Origin of the sequence: Mesorhizobium sp. M8A.F.Ca.ET.218.01.1.1 (assembly GCF_004791165.1) — a bacterium.
Lineage (GTDB): Bacteria > Pseudomonadota > Alphaproteobacteria > Rhizobiales > Rhizobiaceae > Mesorhizobium.
In genome coordinates this window covers 271192-289775 of record NZ_SRUZ01000009.1, presented here as the reverse complement: position 1 = coordinate 289775, position 18584 = coordinate 271192, and the positions used below count along the sequence as shown (strand labels likewise).

Below are 18584 nucleotides of genomic sequence, written 5' to 3'. Positions count from 1 at the left end.
CCCACAGTCGAGCTCCGGAGCACGACCCATGCAATGGGGACGCCTGCGCACTCTTGGCAGACTGTTTCGCAAGGAAAGATGCCGGCTGCCCACAAGGGCCTATCACACGCCGCGGTCATCATGGCTGCGACAGCAATGGAGCTCCTGCTGGAGCCCGCCCTCTTGAAAAAGGCGAAAGAAGAGCACCTGAACCTCAGGCACGGCTCGGATTATGTCGATCCGCTTCCGCCAACGGCCGTCGCGGAGATATGAGAACCAGCGCGGTGGCAACAGCTGAAGCCTCTGGGTGCTCCAAGTCTTTTGCTCGGGGACCATGGTATCAAGATCGGCATCCAGTTGGTGATCGAGATTTGCTGGCATCGGCCTCGCCGCTGCTTTGGGATCTGGAGATGCACCGCGCAATAACCCAAGGCGCAGTACCAATTTTGGTCGTCAAATCTGTAAAACAGGCACCGTGCGACGCGCGGTCACTGTTCGGCGCGTTGCCGCAGCGCCTTCATCGTCCTTAAAGCGCGTCAGGCTGCTGGCCCAGGATTTTCATCGGTTCCAAGGGGTATCAGGCACGTCTTTTCATCATGAAGGACTGCGGGGGCGGAAAAGATCAGATGTTGAGGGTAACCCCCCGCTTCACCACATCCATTGACACGATTGTTCGAAACTTCTTTACATTTCCATTGTGAAAAAAATGCTGACGCGTGAAATTCTCGTATTCCGTCATGCTGGAAACCACCAAAACAAGAACAAAATCAGCGTCGCCAGTGACGTAGTAGCATTGCTGGACCTCTGGCGCCGAACTAAACCGTGATTTCATCTGGTCGATCTCATCGATCGTTTCGCTGACGAGCTGCACCTCCACGATGATCGTAAGCGGTAGACCCACCGCCTCTGGCTGAATTTGGGCCACACAGGCACTGATTATGCCCTCCCGTCCCATCCGCTGGATTCGCCTCTGAACCGCGGGTGCCGACAGATGTACCGCTGCACCGATTTGCCGTTGCGACGTTGAGCTGTCGATCTGTAGGATTCTCAGTATCGCAATATCGAAACTGTCAAGAGCCATGGCGTGTTACAAACTTTCGTAATTCCTATCAAATTGTAGCGCCTGTATCGTACGTTCCCTGCGATATTAAGCGCTGCTCCAAGCGTGTCCCAAGCCCTGGCTTCCATCAGCCAAGCCGTAGCGATCATGAGTATTTATCACAATACAAAAAGAATATCAAAATATAAAAAGATAACTGTTGTAGTATCCAATCTGGTCGCTGCATATGCGGAGGATAATCGATGCTGAATAAAAAAATAGCGATCCCACGCAGAGGTTTCTCAGCAAGCGAGTTCCAGTCCAGGATTGTGAGGCTGCAAAAATTGATGCGAGACAAGCAGATTGATGCGTGTCTCTTCAATACTGAATCCGAAATTTACTATTTTTCAGGTTTCAACGAGGCGATATGGTTGAGCCCGACCCGACCGGTATTCCTGATCGTCCCGATAGAGGGTGATCCGGTTGCGGTCGTTCCAAAAATTTGCGCCCATGGTTTTGACAAGTCGATCGTGCCGGACGTGCGGACATGGGCGTCGCCTTGCCCCGATGACGAGGGGGTCACGCTGCTTGCCAGGGCGATCAGAGAGTTGGCGACAAAGTCACGACGAGTGGGACTGCCGCTCGGTCCCGAGACGCATGTCCACATGCCGGGTCGCGACTTTGATCGGCTGAAGTTGGAAATCGGCGGCATTGAATTCATTGACGCGACCTCTCTCGTTCGCACACTGCGCATTGCAAAATCCGAGGCCGAAATCGCCAAGATGGCCTATATTGGGTCGATCGCTTCGGACAGTTTCGAAGCGGTCGTCACGGCGGACATCATCGGCGTCCCGGAACGCGAAATTGCGCGTCAGATCAAGATCGATCTTTTGCAGCGTGGAGCAGATCAGGTCCATGATGTTCAAATCTTGTCGGGTGCTGGAGGTTACGGCGAGGTGATCGGCGCTCTCGGCGATCGGCTGATCCAACAAGGTGACGTAATTTTCATCGACATAGGTGCGACTTTCGACGGCTATTGGTGCGATTTCGATCGGGTTTACGCAGTTTCAGAGGCATCCAAAGCGACCACTGCTGCCTATGCGCGGGCCTATGAAGCAACCGAGGCTGGCATGGCAACGGCTTTGCCGGGCAACAATGTCTCGGATATCTGGCGGGCAATGTCGCAGGTCATGGGAACGACCGAGAGCAAGGTCGGGCGAATTGGTCACGGCCTAGGTCTGCAGAATACCGAGTGGCCCTCCATCATGGAGACCGACACCACCGCCATCGTCGAAGGGATGGTTCTGTGTGTCGAGCCAGGATATGAATATGCGCCAGGAATGCTGATGGTGCACGAGGAAAACATTGTCGTTCGTGCAAATGGCTTTCAACTTCTAACGCGCCGAGCCCCCTCGGAAATTCCAATCCTCTGACAAGCAATCGATTCTCGGCAAGGGTTCTCATACCAGGGAAACGAGCTGCAAGGAGCGTATTCCAACGTCATGGGCCGGGACCTAGCGCAGCCGAGCCGGGAGGTCAGGCAGCGTGCCATCCGGAATCGGATCAACGTATGGGGTTCGGGAGAGTGCGGCGGAATGTTCTTGTTTTGCGCGCAACAGCGATTCAGGACTGAGAAACAATCGCATGCCCGTTGCAGCCATAACCTTGGCCGCATGTTCCATGCCCTTCATTGCCGCATTGCTCTTTCCCTGCGCCACCAATTGCCAAGAATGAAATGGCGTTCCAACGGCGTAGTTTGCGCCATAGATTTCTATGGTCGGTGCGAGCCAGCTGACGTTTCCGACATCCGTGGAGCTGGTCAGGGTGTTGGGAATGCGCGGCGGAAAAAGCAGTGACGCCATGCCCGTTTGCAGCTCGGGCACCTTGAGGCCGATGCTTTGATATGCCTCGACGATGCTGTCATGTTCGAACGTCTTTTGCATCGCCTCTGCCAAGACATTGTCGGCTTCGTCGAAGGCCGGGGGACCAACCCGCCGGAACTCCTCCCACGCGATATCTTCAAGGACCCTGTTTCCAAGGAAATTGGCTTCCCCTGTGCGAACACGGTGGCTCATGGCGGTTTCGGTCATCATCGCGGCGCCCTGAGCGACCTTGGAAACCCGTTCGACGAGCGATCGCAGCTCAGGCGTATCGCGTCCGCGCACGACGTATCGCACCGTCGCTTTTGCCTGCACGACATTGGGAGCTTCTCCCCCGGCGTCCACGATCGCATAATGGATACGGGCGTGGCTTGGGATATGTTCCCTCAGATAGTTCACACCGACATTCATCAGTTCCACCGCATCGAGCGCGCTGCGACCCAGGTGAGGGCTCGACGCTGCATGCGAACTGCGGCCGGTGAAGTGAAAGTCAATCTCGTTGCAGGCCAGCGTGACGGCGTTCGGTACGCCTGCAAACCAGTAGGGGTGCCAGGTAATGAACGCGTCGACATCTTTGAAGGCGCCGTTACGGGCCATGAATCCCTTCCCAGAGCCGCCTTCCTCGGCAGGGCAACCGTAGTAACGAACTCGCCCGGGAATATTCTCCTGCCGAAGGTAGTTCTTCACAGCGGTGGCAGCCTGCATCGCTCCTGAACCCAACAGGTGATGTCCGCATCCATGTCCGTGTCCGTAGGGCTTGATCGGCGCGTGCGAGGCTACGCCTGCCTCCTGGCTGAGATGGGGCAGGGCATCATATTCGCCCAGAAAGGCGATGACCACACCACCTTCTCCTGCCTCGCCCATCACTGCTGTGGGCAGGCCGGCGACTTGCCGAGTGACCGTAAACCCTTCCGCCGAAAGGGCGCGAGCGTGCTCCTCGCAGGAGGCGAACTCCTCGTAGTTCACTTCCGGGTTTGACCATACAGTATCGGCCAGGCGCCTGAACGTGCCCGTCTTCTCGCTTACGAGGTTCCAAATTCTTTCAGCGTTCTGGTCCATGTCTGCTTTCCCAGGGGTCGCGATCAAACTGTCATGATCAGCCCTTTCTATTCGATAGCTGTCACAACATCTGCTTAAAAAAGCAGGCCACTTTAAGCGAACATTGCACAAAAACGCATGATTGCTTCTATATTAGCCGGTTTTGGACTTTCGGCGGGCGAGGCATGGACACATTGTTTCATTTGCATACCGTTAGCCTCAAAGATGCAAGCGATCACCGCTGCAAAAAAAAAGGGGAACAAACATGCACAGGCGCACTCTCTTAAAGGCCGCAGGAGCTCTCGGTGTGGCCTCGATCTTTCCGGCACCGCTCATCGCAAAGAGCCTTAAGGGTTCGGGCGAAGTGGTCATCTACGATGGCGCCGGAGCATGGGGTGAAGCCATGCGTTCGGCATATTTCGAACCCTTCGAGGCGGAAACTGGCATCAAGGTCATCGTCGAGCCGACGACCGATACAGGGGCCGTGCGCGCCAGCGTCATGACCGGAGCTCCCCGGTACGATATTTACATCTTCTCGGGTGGGTATGCGAACAGCTTCGCCAGGGACGGCCTGCTCGAAAAGATCGATTTTTCGTTCTTCGAGCGTTCGGACCTGGATGCCTTCCGGCCGGCGAAACCCACCGACTATTCGTGCCCGACCATCATTTACTCCCTGTTGATGGCGTACAATCCGGCCGCCTTTCCGAATGGCGGCCCCCAGACCTGGGCCGACATGTGGGACGTCAGCAAATTCCCGGGCGGGCGCGCATTGGGTCCAGGGTCATGGGGCGGCGAAGCGGGTACTTTTGAGATCGCGCTCCTTGCCGATGGCGTGACGCCAGATGGGTTGTATCCCATCGATTTCGACCGAGCGTTTCGCAGCCTGGACAAGATCAAGGCCAGCATCGTGAAGTTCTGGGAGAGCGGCGCCGAAGGCCCTCAGTTGGTGGTCGACAAGCAGGTCGCGATCGCCGCCGCTTGGAATGGGCGCGTTTCGGCCGTGAAGGATCAGGGCGGCGAGATAGCCATGAGCTGGCACCAGGCCCTCCTGCAATATGATGAATTCGGCATCTTGAAGGGAGCCTCCAACGTCGAGAATGCCTCCAAGTTCATTGCCTTCGCGTCGCGGGCGAAAAATCAGGCCGATTTCTCGAATAAGATCCTGTATGCTCCGCCCAATTCCAACGCCTATCAATATCTCTCGAAGGAACGCGCGGGCATGCTGCCGACGGTCCCTGACCTGCTTGCGTTGCAGATAGTGCAAAACCAGGCTTATTGGGCTGCGCTGCGTGACGACGGCAAGGACAACACCCAGTATGCCGCGGAACTCTGGGAAAACTGGATCACGCGCTAAGGGCGCGGGGATGCCCTTCCTCCCGCGCCGCAGCCGCCATGTCGGCACCGCAGGCATGATGGCGCCAGTGCTTGTCACTCTGGCGCTCATCTACATGATTCCCGTCGTGGGCCTGTTCATTAAAAGTTTTCAGGATCGCAACGGGTTTACACTCGATTCCTACCTGAACCAGCTGACATCTCCGGCATTCTTGAAGCTGCTAGTGGAGACGCTGGAGCTCTCGGTCGGGGTTACGATACTATGTCTGCTTTTCGGCTATCCAGTAGCCTATACGATCAGCCGGGTGAACAAGCGATCGGCCGCGCTTCTGCTCTTGCTCATATCACTGCCGTATCTGACATCAGTACTTATTCGCACCTATGCCTGGATCGTGGTGCTGGGTCCGAATGGCGTTGTGAACCAGTTTCTTATGTCGGTGGGCCTGACGTCGAAGCCGGTGCAGTTGGTGTTCAACCAGATCGGCGTTTACACGGGCATGGTCCAAATACACCTGCCGTTGATGATCTTTCCGGTCTATGCAGCAATGACCAAGATCGACCGTTCGCTCACGGCCGCCGCTGTCAGTCTGGGAAGTTCGCCGGCAAGCGCGTTCTGGCACGTCTTCGCGCCGTTGACCTATCCGGGAATTGTCGGCGGATCGACGCTTGTCTTCCTGTCGTGTCTTGGATTTTACACCACGCCCGCACTGCTGGGCGGGACCGCCGACTACATGCTGGCGCAAGGCATCACCCTTCGCGTCCTGCGACTGGCGGATCTGGCGGGCGCGGCAACCCAGGCGACCATCCTGCTTACGATCGTGTTGGCGGTTTTCGTCTTGCTGCGAAAGCGATTTGCGGCGAGCCTGGATGACGAGGCCTCTGCTCCAGCCCCTCTGAAACGCGGGGATGGTGCATCATCCGAGCCGCTTCTTTACGGTTTGCAACGAAGGTTCTCGACGATCCTCTATCGATTTGGAGTCATTGTTTCGCAGGTGAGAAATTATGTTCTTTGGGCCGTCACTGCGGCTGTCATGTTCTACCTCATTGTTCCATTCCTTGTGGTCGTCCCCCTGTCGTTTAGCTCCGCGGCTTATTTGACGTTTCCCCCTCCTGGTTATTCCTTGCGCTGGTACGAAAGCTTTTTTTCGAACACCAAATGGCTTGAGGCGACTTGGTTTAGCCTCCGCGTCAGCGTCATGGCGGCAATCGCGAGCCTGGCGGTAGGGCTGCCGGCCGCGTTTGCCTTGGCACGGCGGCAATTCGCCCTCAAGCTGCCTGCATATCTGCTGATCATTTCGCCGATGGTCGTTCCGCAGATCGTGATCGCGATTGCCCTCTATCTGATTGTCGCCCCACACAGAATGGTGGGAACGGAGCATGTTTTCCTGCTCGCCTATATGCTTTTGGGGATACCCTACGTCGTCGTGGTCGCCGTCGCCGGGCTTCAGCGGTTCGACACCTCCCTGGAATCAGCTGCAGCCAGCCTGGGTGCGCGACCGGCGGTCGTTCTTTTTACGATTACCCTGCCGCTCCTGATGCCCAGCATTGTCAGTGCGTTTTTGTTCGCGTTCATCGCGGCGTTCGACGATGTCGTGTTTGGACTGTTTCTCTCCGGCAGGGATGCCATCCCGCTTCCCATGAGAATGTGGGAAAACATCCGCCAGGAGATCGACCCTCAAATCTCGGTTGTTGCTTCGATTCTGCTCTTTCTCGTCATTGTCGGATACCTGGCGCATAACACCCTTGGTAGGCTGAGATGGTCGAGAGTTAACGGCCGCTGATGCGGTTTCGGCACGCGGCGTTCGACCCGCACACACACTCCCGAGGATCTTTCATGGCTACCTCTCTAGCAAACGGAGCTTCCGTATCGCTGAAAGGCGTGACGAAGCGGTATGGGAACTTTCAGGCCGTTCACCCGGTGGAACTGACCGTCAATGAGGGAGAGTTCATTTCTCTCCTGGGCTCAAGCGGATCGGGAAAGTCGACGATACTAATGATGATTGCTGGCTTTGAAGCCCCGACGACCGGCAGCATTTACCTGGACAATCAGGAAATCGTCGGCTTGCCGCCTTATCGCCGAAATATCGGCGTGGTGTTTCAGCGATACGCCTTGTTCCCGCACCTTTCCGTTGCCGGCAACATCGCATATCCGCTGCGTCGAAGATCGATGCCATGGCGGCAGGTTGAGATGGAGGTTGAGCGCGCCCTGCGACTGGTCAATCTCGAAGGGCTCGGCGATCGTTTGCCCAGCCAACTTTCGGGCGGGCAACAGCAACGCGTGGCCCTCGCTCGTGCCTTGGTCTTCCGCCCCCGGCTTTTGCTCTTGGACGAGCCGCTGGGAGCCCTCGATCGGAAACTCCGTCAGCAATTGCAAATCGAACTCAAGATTCTGCACAAGGAGATTGGGACAACCATCATCCTGGTCACCCATGACCAGGAAGAGGCCTTGTCCATGGCCGACCGGGTGGCGGTGATGAGCAAAGGACAGATCGAGCAGATCGGCAAACCATCTGAACTCTTCAACGCTCCGGCCAATGCCTTCGTCGCTGATTTCGTGGGCGAGACCAACTTGATTCCCGTGGACGTCGTAGAGCGATCGGACGATCTGGTGAAGGTCGCCCTTGAAAAAACGGACAAGGTTGTGCTGGTGGCCGCGTCTCAATGCCTGACGTCGCGAGGAAGCGCGCTCTTGGGTATTCGTCCCGAGCACGTCAAAATCGTCGCGAATGAGGGAATGCCTCTTAAAATCGTAGAGCGCGTGTTCAATGGCTTGACGACCAGCCTTCTGCTGGCTCTTGGCAATTCAAAAATTCTTGTCAGGGCTCCGACAGATATGATCGGCGGGATTGGTGGCGACATCTTGCGTGTCGAGTTCCCGATATCGGCATGTCGTCTTTACGATAAGCTCTGACGCGGGCAGTTGGTCTGCTTCCAAGCGAGGCAAGAGCGCGGACGTCAAATCTCGTTTTCGACACTGATGGAACACAAGACCCTTGTCGGTCGCAGGGCAAAGCACAAGTCGGCGTCAAGTCGCTGCGTGGACCCCGCGCGAGAAACGTGGTCAGATTTAAGTTTGTCAATAATTGATCGTGTTCGTGAAACAAACTTGCAAATAAGGTCATGTGAATGAGCACCGTTTTCTCCACGAATAGAATAGAGTTTTCCAACACGGAGCTTGATACATGTTTCTTTTGAACGCGAACGCCGCCTATCGCCAGCCACTCGACGATAGGGATGCGGAGACCCTGGGCATCGCGGCAGCGGTCGAAGTGGAGCGTCACCTGAGTTTCCGCGACAACCATGCCGAGACACCGCTGGTGTCGCTTCCGGGCTTGGCCGTGCAAACCGCAGTTGCGTCCATCTATGTGAAAGATGAGGGACATCGTTTAGGCCTCGGCAGCTTCAAGGCGCTCGGTGGCGCTTACGCGGTCATTCGCCTGGTCCTCCAGGAGGCTTCGAAACGGCTCGGCCGTGCCGTCGAGATGTCGGAGTTGAATTCGCAGGAAGTCAAAGCCGTGGCTGGAACGATGACCGTAGCTTGCGCCACCGACGGCAATCACGGCCGATCTGTTGCGCAGGGTGCCGAACTCGTCGGTGCGAAGGCAACCATATTCGTCCATGCCGGTGTTAGCGACGAGCGGGTAAGGGCAATTGGACGGTTCGGCGCAAATATGATCCGCATCGACGGTAACTACGACGACTCGGTCAAGGAGGCTGCGCGCGTTGCTGAAAGAGAAGGCTGGACTATTGTCTCGGACACGTCATGGCCGGGCTATGAACGCATCCCCGGTCTGGTCATGCAGGGCTATACCGCTCTCGTCAGAGAAGCGCTGCGAGCGTTGCCGGAAGCTCCGACACATGTGTTCATCCAGTCGGGGGTAGGCGGCATCGCGGCGGCTGTTGGCGGACATCTAGCGATTGAGTACGGCGACAAGCGGCCTGTATTCATCGTCGTCGATCCAGCGCGGGCGGCGTGCGTGCTCGAAACGGCGCGCGCGGGTCATCCGATTTCGATCAAGCATGGGCAGCCTACGGTGATGGCAATGCTCGAGTGCTACGAACCCTCGCTTGTCGCCTGGAGGATTCTTTCCCGCGTGGCCGACGCATTCATGACTGTGGATGAAGAAGACGCGATATCGATCATGAAGCGACTTGCCAATCCCGCCCATGGTGACCCATCGATAGTGGCTGGGGAGAGCGGCGGCGTCGGGCTGGCAGGGTTTCTCAAGGCGGTCGCCGATCTCAAGATCAAATCGAAACTGCGCCTCGACAGCGCCTCGCGCATTTTGGTCGTAAACACGGAAGGCGCGACTGATCCCGCGAAGTACGAGGAGCTCGTGGGCACGACGCCGGAAGCGGTGGCGGCGCAGCGCAGGACGGCATGACCATCGACAGCGAAGTTCTGAAGCCCCGAATCGCGGGGGGACTTGTGCCTCCGCGCACCAGGCCGGTGCCCTTGCGCTGGCGGACAACATCTCGGCCATCATTCGGGGACCGAATATTCGGCGGCCATTGCGATCTCATGGCCGGCATCGTCCTCCTACCGGATGCGTCTCCGCTCGGGCGCCCTTGCGCATGATCCAGCGGCACGACCGCAGTGTCGCCGCGGGTATGATGCTTTTGCCGGCTGCGCGCGAGCGTGGCGCGCTGCAAAATCACGGACCGCCCACAAACTGGTCCGTTCGGCCCGAGTACGATCAAAGTCGAGGGTAATCGATCGTTCGACAGTAATGCCTGCGCCCAGAGAGCGTGCAAATGATGCCGCTATCCGCCGCGTCCCAGCTTAATTCGGCCGTCCTGTAGCGGGGGTCGGATTCTGCGCATAGGCCGATTGATACGGGTGTGTTCGATCAAGCCCGCCGCCAAAGCTGATCCGGTGCACTGAGAAATGCTGCAATGCACAATGTGAATGCAACAACCCCATCCGGTCAGAATTTGAGCATAGGGGATTGACGCAGGCCAACCCGAATGCTTCTATTCTCGATATTCAATATTGATTCTCAATAATCGAGAACAAAGCAAATGGGACAAGCGCCTTCAGCCATGGTTCACCCCCCGATGCATGTCGGCATGACCTGCATATCCAAGACATATGATGGCCATAGCTTCGTGGTTCGCGATCTCAACCTTGACATCGCGAAGGGTGAATTCCTGACGCTTTTGGGGCCGTCGGGATCGGGCAAGACGACGACGCTCATGATGCTCGCTGGCTTCGAATATCCGTCAGCGGGTGAAATCACCCTCAACGGGCGGCCGATCCAGGACAAGCCGCCGGAAAAGCGCAACATCGGCATGGTGTTCCAGAACTATGCCCTCTTCCCGCACATGACAGTCGCTGAGAATGTTGGTTATTCCTTGCGGGTGCGAGGCTCCTCCAAGGAGCGGATCGCCACTCGCGTCGGCGAAGCGCTGGCGATGGTCCAACTTTCGAACCTTGCGCTACGCAAGCCCACGGCCCTGTCGGGCGGCCAGCAGCAACGAGTGGCGCTTGCGCGAGCGCTTGTCTTCGAACCCAGTCTGGTGCTCATGGATGAGCCGCTCGGCGCCTTGGACAAAAGCTGCGCGAGGACTTGCAGCTCGAAATCCGTCGGATCGCCGATCGGCTTGACCTGACAGTCGTCTACGTGACGCACGATCAGCACGAAGCGCTGACGATGTCCGACAGGATCGCCATCTTTAACGACGGCTGCATCCAGCAAATCGGTTCAGCGCAGGATATATATGGACGTCCGGCCAATCGCTTCGTGGCCGAGTTCGTTGGCGACAACAATTGTTTGGGCGCAGATGTCATCTCGATCGAAGGCGACCTGGTGCGCGCAAGGCTGCCGAGTGGCCAGGAGGTTTGGGCGCGCAGCAGCGTTCACACCAAGGTTGATCAACGAGCGACGATTGCCATCAGGCCAGAGAGCGTCCGCATTACCGGACAAAACCGCGCCGGGACGCTGAGTGGGCAAGTCAGCGACATCATTTATTGCGGCGACCAGTTCCGGATCCACGTCGAACTGCCGGGCGGGGAACGGTTGATTGCGAAGAGTTCATCATCGTTAGAAGTCCAGATGGAGATGGGCAGCCCTGTCCTTCTCGACTGGGAGCCGCACGATGCCTGGGCGCTTGACGGCAGATAACACAACCGAACATCCAGAGAGGAAGTCACATGTTACGAGCGAATCCGTTCAAGCATTCATGCCTTGTTGGGCTTGTCCTGAGCGCAGCTAGTTTACCAGCGCTGGCAGACGGACTTACCGTCGTGTCCTGGGGTGGTGCCCTACAGGAGGCACAGACAAAGGCTTTCCTCGATCCATACGCGAAAGCAAAGAACATCACCGTGACCCAGGATACATGGAGCGGCGAACTGGCCAAGCTGCGTGCCACGGTCGATAGCGGCAATGTTGCCTGGGATGTCATCGACGTCGATCCGCAAACAGGCGCGACCGCCTGCGATCAGGGCTTGCTTGAAAAAATCGGCGGCGATGCGGGCTTCAAGGCCGCCGGCCTTGTGGATGGTGCTCTGACTGATTGCGCCGTGGGAACCAGTGTCTATGCCACGGTCCTGGCGTTCCAGAAGCAGGCATTCCCAACGGCGCCCACCAAACTGGCGGACATCTTTGACACGACCCGCTTCCCCGGCAAACGTGGCTTTCGCAAGAGCCCGGTGGACACCCTCGAAGTCGCGCTCATAGCGGATGGCGTCGCGCCATCGGACGTCTACAAGACACTTGCAACTCCCGCCGGTGTCGATCAAGCGTTCAAGAAGCTCGACACGATCAAAAAAGACATCGTCTGGTGGGAGGCTGGCGCGCAGCCGCCGCAGCTTCTCAAATCCGGGGAAGTCAAGTTGACGCTGGCCTGGAATGGCCGCATCGCCGACGCCAACACAAAGGAAAACGCCGATCTGGGGATTGCCTGGACCAATCAGATCCGTGGCTTTGATATGTGGGTCATCCCGACCGGCTCCAAGAACCTGGCAACTGCAAAAGACTTCGTCGCTTTCAGCGTCAAGCCAGACGTTAACGCTGCCTTGAGCAATCACATCGCGTACGGGCCGACCGTAAAGGCAGCCAGCGATCTGGTCGCCAAGGACGTACTGCCGAACTTGCCGTCTGCCCCGCAAAACAGCGAGGGCGCCTTGGCCCAGGACGGATCATTCTGGGCAAAAAACGGCGACGCGCTGAACGCCCGCTTCTCCAGCTGGATTTCCCAGTAATTCTGACCACGGGAGCTCCTGGATGACACTGCCGTACGGCGACGTTGGCTTGGTAATGACGCAGACCAATACCGCGCCACAGGTAGCGTCGCCGGCGGCTCATGTCGTCGTTCGCTCGACGATCAGGAGGGACAACAATCGGAGGGCAGTCAGGGCTGCTCTTCCAGCGGCGCCCCTCATGATTTTCCTACTTTTGTTTCTAGTTATTCCGATAGGGTCAATCATACACACGGCGGTGTCTGACCGGGAAATTTGGAAAGCGCTGCCGCTTACAACGCAGGCGCTTCAGGCCTGGGACGGAGATGACCTCCCGGACGCCGCCGTCTATATGATGCTCGGACAGGAGCTTGAGGCCGCAGGGCATGCTGGATCGGTGCGCCCGCTAGGGCGTCGAATGGGTTACGAATTGTCCCGCGGGGCGAACATCATCCTCAACGCGCAGCGGACGCTTTCCGAGGATTTCGACCGCGCCGCCCCCGAGGCCTGGAAGGCCCAATTGATCAAGGCAGACCCGGCGTGGGGTCAAAGCGGTGTCTGGAGCATCATCAAGCATTACAACGGTCGCTACAGCGCCTTCTACTTGCGCTGGGCGACGGGCTTTCCCGTGAAGATAGACGCCGATGGTCGATTGTCCCAGGAAACGAGCTACGATTTCCAGTCGATCTATCTCAGGACGATCCTGATCAGCCTTGTCGTGACGGGCCTCACGATCGTGATCGGATACCCGCTCGCGTATGTCATCGCCAATTCCAGTGGGCGGACAGCCGCGGTTCTGCTGTTCTTCATTCTCCTTCCATTCTGGACCTCGCTCCTGGTTCGAACAATGTCGTGGATCGTCTTCCTTCAGACAAACGGCGTTCTCAACAATGCCCTGGCGGGAACGGGACTGATTTCCGAGCCGCTGTCCCTTCTTTACACCCGCATGGCGACGATCGTCGCGATGATCCAGATTCAGCTGCCGTTCACCGTGTTGCCCATGATCAGCGTGATGCGGGCGATTCCGGTGAACCAGGTCAAGGCCGCCCGCAGCCTCGGCGCCGGCCCACTCCTGGCACATGCGACGATTTTTCTGCCGCAGGCGGTTCCAGGCATTGCCGCCGGCGGCCTTCTCACTTTCGTGCTGTGTCTCGGCTTCTATCTGACGCCAGCATTGGTGGGTGGACCGTCCGATCAGATGGTGAGCTTCTTCATTGCCAGGTTTACCAATGAGGATTTGAATTGGGGGCTCGCTTCGGCGCTCAGTACCGTACTCATCTTTGGGGCAGGCCTTGTTGCTCTCCCGCTTGCGAGACACGTCGCGCGTCACTCATCGGATCGGATATAAACATGGGGCGCCGCGTCTATTCCGAGTTTCCGACTTACATTCGCATACCGCTCTATGCGTTTGTGGGGGTCGTTCTTCTGCTGCTGATGCTGCCGCTGGCGGTCGCTCTTCCGATCTCGTTCAATGCCGATCCCTGGTTCACCTACCCATTCCGTGCGCTGTCTCTTCGCTGGTTCGCACAGCTCTTTTCGTCACCCCTGTGGACCGGGGCAATGGTCAACAGTCTGGTGATTGCAATGTCCACCACCGTCGTGGCCACGACTTTGGGCACACTCGCGGCTATCGGGCTTGTCAATCCACGGTTTCCTTTCCGGACAGCCGTGATGGCGCTTGCGATCTCGCCGATGATCGTTCCCGTCGTCGTGCTCGGCCTCGGGCTGTTCATTTTCTTTTCGCCGCTCGGGCTGAACTATTCCTACGCCGGCGTCGTTATTGCCCACACCATTCTGGCATCACCCTTCGTTGTTATCACCGTCACGGCGACACTGACGCGCTTCGACTTCAACCTGATGCGGGCCGCGGCAGGCCTCGGTGCCGGCCGCGTGACGGCCTTTCGAACGGTGATGCTTCCAATCATCGCGCCGGGCGTCGCGGCGGGCGCGGTCTTTGCCTTCGCCTCGTCATTCGACGAAGTGGTGATGGTCCTGTTTATTGCCGGACCTCAGCAGCGAACACTTCCAAAACAAATGTTCACGGGGCTGCGTGAACAACTCGATCCGACGATCCTGGCTGCCGCCGCGGTGATGATCATCCTGACGAGTTGCCTGATGGCCGTGGCCTATAACGCTAACAAGAAAAGGTGAATTCATGCTGCACATCATGTCGCCAGACATCGGGAAGATTGGTGCTGCGCAAGCCGAATTGTTCGCCGATGATTATCTCGAGGAACCTTACTGGTGGTCTGCGGCGCCACTGCCCGCATCCAACGAGAACACGGAACCGGTCAGCCTTGGCGGCAGGGCTGATGTCGTCATCGTTGGCGGTGGCATCACGGGCCTGGTCGCCGCGCTTCATCTGGCCCGCTCGGGCTGCGACGTTGCTGTTTTCGACGCACAAAGGATCGGCGAGGGCGCTGCGCGCCGCAACGCCGGTTTTGTCGGGCGCACTTTAAAGCGGTCCGTCGAATGGCTGGCGGCGAGGTCGGGGCGCGAGTACGCGGTAAAGGTCTATCGTGAGCTTGATGCTGCTTTGCGCGGCGTCCAGGCCTTCGTCGAGCGTGAGCGTATCGATTGCCACTACCAGACCTGTGGCCGCTTCATTGGCGCCAATTCGAAAGCCCATTTTCGAGCTTTGATTGCCGAACTTGAACAGACCCGACAGGCCGTCGGGTTCGACTATTCCGTGGTCGAGAACCATGAAGTTCATACGGAAATCGCCTCCGACAGCTACCATGGCGGGGCGATCATTCCGGATCTCGGTTCGATTCATCCCGGGCTTTATCACGCGGGTCTTGTCCGCAAGGCGCTCGATGCTGGTGTCAGGCTGTATCCTCTCACCAATGTGGTGGGCGTCGAGCATGGCGCGAGCGGGAAAACTGTTCGAACTTCAAAAGGAACCATCGCTGCCCCTCATGTCATTGTCGCCACCAACGGTTATACGAGCCGCGACCTCAAATGGCTCGCAAGGCGGGTCATTCCTTTCCGCGGCTTTGTTGTCGCGACCGAGCTGTTGCCACCGGAAACAATCGACAAGGTAATACCGCGCCGCCGCACCTATCTCGACACCAGGATGAACATCGATTTTATTCGCCCCGCACCTGATTCAAGCCGCATTCTGTTTGGCGGCATGACTGGTACAGCGAGCCCGACGGCGACGCCGCTCGCCGGTGCGCTACGCGAACGCCTTGTGAGAATTCTGCCGGACCTCAAAGGGGTCCGCCTCAGTCGAGCCTGGACCGGGCACTGCGCCGGAACTTTCGATTTCATGCCCCATATTGGCGTCAAGGACGGGGTACACTTCGCCCTTGGCTACAACTTTGCAGGCATTCCACTTGGAACACATTTCGGGGAAAAACTTGCGGCCCGAATTCTCCAGCAAGGGGACCTGTCCTCGGCCTTTGATGTCGAAAAATTCCCGACCGCGCCTTTCTTTAACGGCTCGCCGTGGTTTGTGCCGTTGGCCATGCGCTATTTCGACTGGCATGATGATCGAATCGCAAGGGGCTAGAGCGCATACATCATGACGAAGACTCCGACCATCAAAGCGGCCGTTGAAAAGCCTCTGGAGCGCTATGTGCGTATTCTTGAGATCGTCGCCGGCTTTCCAGCCGGCATCTCGGGAACCGCCGTCGGCGAGATGCTCGACCTGCCGAAAGCTTCGGCCTACCGGCTGATGAAGAGCTTGGCTGATGTTGAATTGATCGAGCAGAGCGGCCCAAGCGCGGCCAATTTCAAGCTCGGGCGACGGCTGGAAAGACTGCTCTTTTCAGGGGCGAGCGACGACTGGTTCAAGGTCGTTGCACGCCCGACCTTGCAAGAGCTTTCAGAAAAAACCGGCCAGGCCTGTTTCATCGCGCGACTGTCGGGCGACAGCGTGCGCAGCCTCGACATGGTCGCCCCGGGCGATCTAGTCAGGGCCTACATCGTCCCGGGGCATGAAATCCCAGCGCACGCCGGCGCCTCTGCCAAGGCGATCCTAGCCTTTCAGGATTCGGACTTCATCGCTTCGATGCTCGACAAGCCGCTTAAGCGGTTCACGGCTGCGACCAAAGTCGACTTCGCCGTCCTCGTGGAAGAGCTGCAACTCGTGCGCAAAACCGGTGTGGCTTATTGCATCGGAGAGGATGTTGACGGGTTTGCGGCGATCGCCGCACCGATCAGGATCGATGGGCAGCGAACGCAGCATAGTCTGTGCGTGACGGGCACGATTCAGGGAATTATCGACACCAACCGGGAAATCAATGTCGCAATGGTCAAGCGCCTGGCGGAGAAACTCTCTAAGGTCCTGGAGAAACAATTCCGGCATACGTTAACAATTACAGCTTGAATCACGGGAATTCTTGGTTGTGCGGCAGCGTTTGGTAGTAACCGAAGCGCTCTTGTGGCATATACTATTATAAAAAAGCTTTTTTTAGCGCAACGTCGTCGAAGATATTCATAAGAAATATCTGACTAACGTCATCGATGGCGCTCGTTTTCAGAGAAATCAATGTGGAGCATTGCGATCTTGTGTTGACAGGAAGCGGCCGACAGGTTTATTTTCTCGTTAATTGAATAGATGTATCGATTATCGAGAAAGGCAATCCCATGAGTGCAATCGACTGGCGGCAGGCCGCGTCAAATCTCAATCTTCGCAAACAGGCATTCATCGGCGGAAAATTCGTGGACGCGGTATCGGGTGGGGTGTTCGACGCGATCAATCCCGCCAATGGAACAACGCTTGCCCAGATAGCGTCGTGCGACGCGGCGGATGTCGACCTGGCGGTTCGCTCCGCGCGCGGCGCTTTCGAGTCGGGCTCCTGGTCGCGGCGCTCGCCGAGCGATCGCAAGAAAGTGCTGCAGCGCTTCGCGGAGCTGATGCATCAGCACGGTGATGAGCTCGCCCTGCTCGAGACCTTGAGCATGGGCAAGCCGATCTCCGACGCGCGCTCAATCGACGTCCCGGCATCGGCCAATACGATCGCCTGGTACGCCGAGGCGATCGACAAGATCTACGACGAGATTGCTCCGACCGGCAGCGGTGCACTGGGTATGATTACGCGTGAGCCTGTCGGCGTCGTGGCGGCGGTCGTTCCATGGAACTTTCCTTTGCTGATGGCATGCTGGAAACTCGGGCCAGCGCTGGCAGCAGGCAACTCGGTCATTCTCAAGCCTGCCGAGCAGTCACCGCTTTCCGCGATCAGGCTTGCCGAACTCGCGGCGGAGGCCGGTATTCCCGATGGCGTGTTCAACGTGGTCACCGGCCTTGGCGAGACCGCGGGCAAGGCGCTTGGCCTGCACATGGATGTCGACGCTGTGACGTTCACGGGTTCAACTGAAGTCGGCAAGCTCTTCATGAGCTATTCCGCCCAGTCGAACATGAAACGCGTCGCACTCGAATGCGGTGGCAAGACCCCACATATCGTCATGGCCGATTGTGGCAACCTCGACGAAGCCGCGACAGCGGCGGCCTACGGCATCTTCTTCAACCAGGGTGAGGTCTGCAACGCCGGCTCGCGTCTTCTCGTCGACGCCAAGATCAAGGACGTGTTTCTTGAGAAGGTGATCGCGGTCGGAAAAACGCTTACGGTTGGCGATCCCCTCGATGCAGCCACGAAGCTAGGCGCCATGGTCAGCCAGGCTCAAATGGATCGTGTGCTCGACTACATCGATATCGGCTCCAAGGAAGGGGCCGAGCTCAAGTCCGGCGGCAAGCGTGTGCTCAGCGAGACCGGCGGCTATTACATCGAGCCGACCGTCTTCGACAATGTCAGCAACAAGATGCGCATTGCGCAAGAGGAGATCTTCGGCCCCGTCCTCGCCACCATCTCCTTTTCCGGGGCCGAGGAAGCGGTCGCGCTCGCCAACGACACCATCTACGGTTTGGCCGCCGCGGTATGGACCGACAACATCGACGTCGCGCTGTCCACCGCGCGCCAGCTGCGGGCAGGCTCGGTCTGGATCAACAATTTCGACGAGAGCAACATTACGATGCCCTTTGGCGGTTACAAGCAGTCGGGCTTCGGGCGGGACAAATCGCTGCATGCGATCGACAAATACACCGAGCTCAAGGCAACCTGGATCAAGATCCGCGCCTAGCGATCGTACTGGCTTCATCCCCTGACCAAGCACGCCCTTCGTCGTTATTTGA

The 18584-nt window shown here is 57.9% G+C and carries 13 protein-coding genes and 2 pseudogenes; 13 read left to right on the top strand and 2 right to left on the bottom strand.

The window, feature by feature from the left end:
• A pseudogene (locus EN861_RS35895) lies at positions 1-252 on the top strand (amidohydrolase); the annotation flags it as partial.
• 349 nt (positions 253-601) lie between these two features.
• Here the strand turns inward: EN861_RS35895 and EN861_RS29265 are convergent.
• Positions 602-1060 carry an Lrp/AsnC family transcriptional regulator gene (locus tag EN861_RS29265; protein ID WP_135866993.1) on the bottom strand — a complete coding sequence of 153 codons (459 nt, stop codon included), beginning with the start codon at positions 1058-1060 and terminating at the stop codon, positions 602-604.
• A gap of 221 nt (positions 1061-1281) precedes the next feature.
• On the opposite strand from EN861_RS29265, the gene EN861_RS29260 reads away from it, so the two are divergent.
• Complete coding sequence (locus tag EN861_RS29260; protein WP_135866991.1) at positions 1282-2451, top strand: Xaa-Pro peptidase family protein; 1170 nt, start codon at positions 1282-1284, stop codon at positions 2449-2451.
• Between the two features lie 81 nt (positions 2452-2532).
• Here EN861_RS29260 and EN861_RS29255 read toward each other — a convergent pair whose 3' ends face one another.
• Positions 2533-3957: an amidohydrolase gene (locus tag EN861_RS29255; protein ID WP_135866989.1), complete on the bottom strand. Its 1425-nt coding sequence runs from the start codon at positions 3955-3957 to the stop codon at positions 2533-2535.
• Positions 3958-4243: 286 nt separating this feature from the next.
• Between EN861_RS29255 and EN861_RS29250 the strand changes: the two genes are divergently transcribed.
• The 11 genes and pseudogenes from EN861_RS29250 (at position 4244) to EN861_RS29200 (ending at position 18532) form a co-directional block, all read left to right on the top strand.
• Complete coding sequence (locus EN861_RS29250; protein ID WP_189343769.1) at positions 4244-5290, top strand: ABC transporter substrate-binding protein; 1047 nt, start codon at positions 4244-4246, stop codon at positions 5288-5290.
• Positions 5291-5300: 10 nt separating this feature from the next.
• Positions 5301-7049 (top strand): ABC transporter permease subunit, encoded by a 1749-nt coding sequence (locus tag EN861_RS29245; protein ID WP_189343768.1) that lies wholly within the window; start codon positions 5301-5303, stop codon positions 7047-7049.
• Positions 7050-7102: 53 nt separating this feature from the next.
• Positions 7103-8179, top strand: a complete 1077-nt coding sequence (locus EN861_RS29240) for an ABC transporter ATP-binding protein (RefSeq protein ID WP_189343767.1) — start codon at positions 7103-7105, stop codon at positions 8177-8179.
• A 271-nt stretch (positions 8180-8450) separates the two neighbouring features.
• Entirely contained in the window at positions 8451-9653 is a 1203-nt protein-coding gene (locus EN861_RS29235) for a diaminopropionate ammonia-lyase (RefSeq protein WP_135866980.1), read from the top strand.
• A gap of 673 nt (positions 9654-10326) precedes the next feature.
• Positions 10327-11393, top strand: a pseudogene (locus EN861_RS29230) (ABC transporter ATP-binding protein).
• Positions 11394-11422: 29 nt separating this feature from the next.
• A complete protein-coding gene (locus tag EN861_RS29225) occupies positions 11423-12472 on the top strand; it encodes an ABC transporter substrate-binding protein (RefSeq protein WP_135866978.1) in 1050 nt (349 codons plus the stop codon).
• Between the two features lie 22 nt (positions 12473-12494).
• Entirely contained in the window at positions 12495-13796 is a 1302-nt protein-coding gene (locus EN861_RS29220) for an ABC transporter permease (RefSeq protein WP_135866976.1), read from the top strand.
• A gap of 2 nt (positions 13797-13798) precedes the next feature.
• The gene (locus EN861_RS29215) at positions 13799-14599 is read left to right on the top strand and encodes an ABC transporter permease (RefSeq protein WP_135866974.1); all 801 of its coding nucleotides are present in this window, start codon (positions 13799-13801) and stop codon (positions 14597-14599) included.
• A 4-nt stretch (positions 14600-14603) separates the two neighbouring features.
• On the top strand, positions 14604-15962 hold the full coding sequence (locus tag EN861_RS29210) for an FAD-binding oxidoreductase (protein WP_135866972.1): 1359 nt from the start codon (positions 14604-14606) through the stop codon (positions 15960-15962).
• A gap of 12 nt (positions 15963-15974) precedes the next feature.
• Complete coding sequence (locus tag EN861_RS29205; RefSeq protein WP_135866970.1) at positions 15975-16781, top strand: IclR family transcriptional regulator; 807 nt, start codon at positions 15975-15977, stop codon at positions 16779-16781.
• Positions 16782-17041: 260 nt separating this feature from the next.
• On the top strand, positions 17042-18532 hold the full coding sequence (locus EN861_RS29200) for an aldehyde dehydrogenase (RefSeq protein WP_135866968.1): 1491 nt from the start codon (positions 17042-17044) through the stop codon (positions 18530-18532).
• Positions 18533-18584 lie beyond the last annotated feature (52 nt).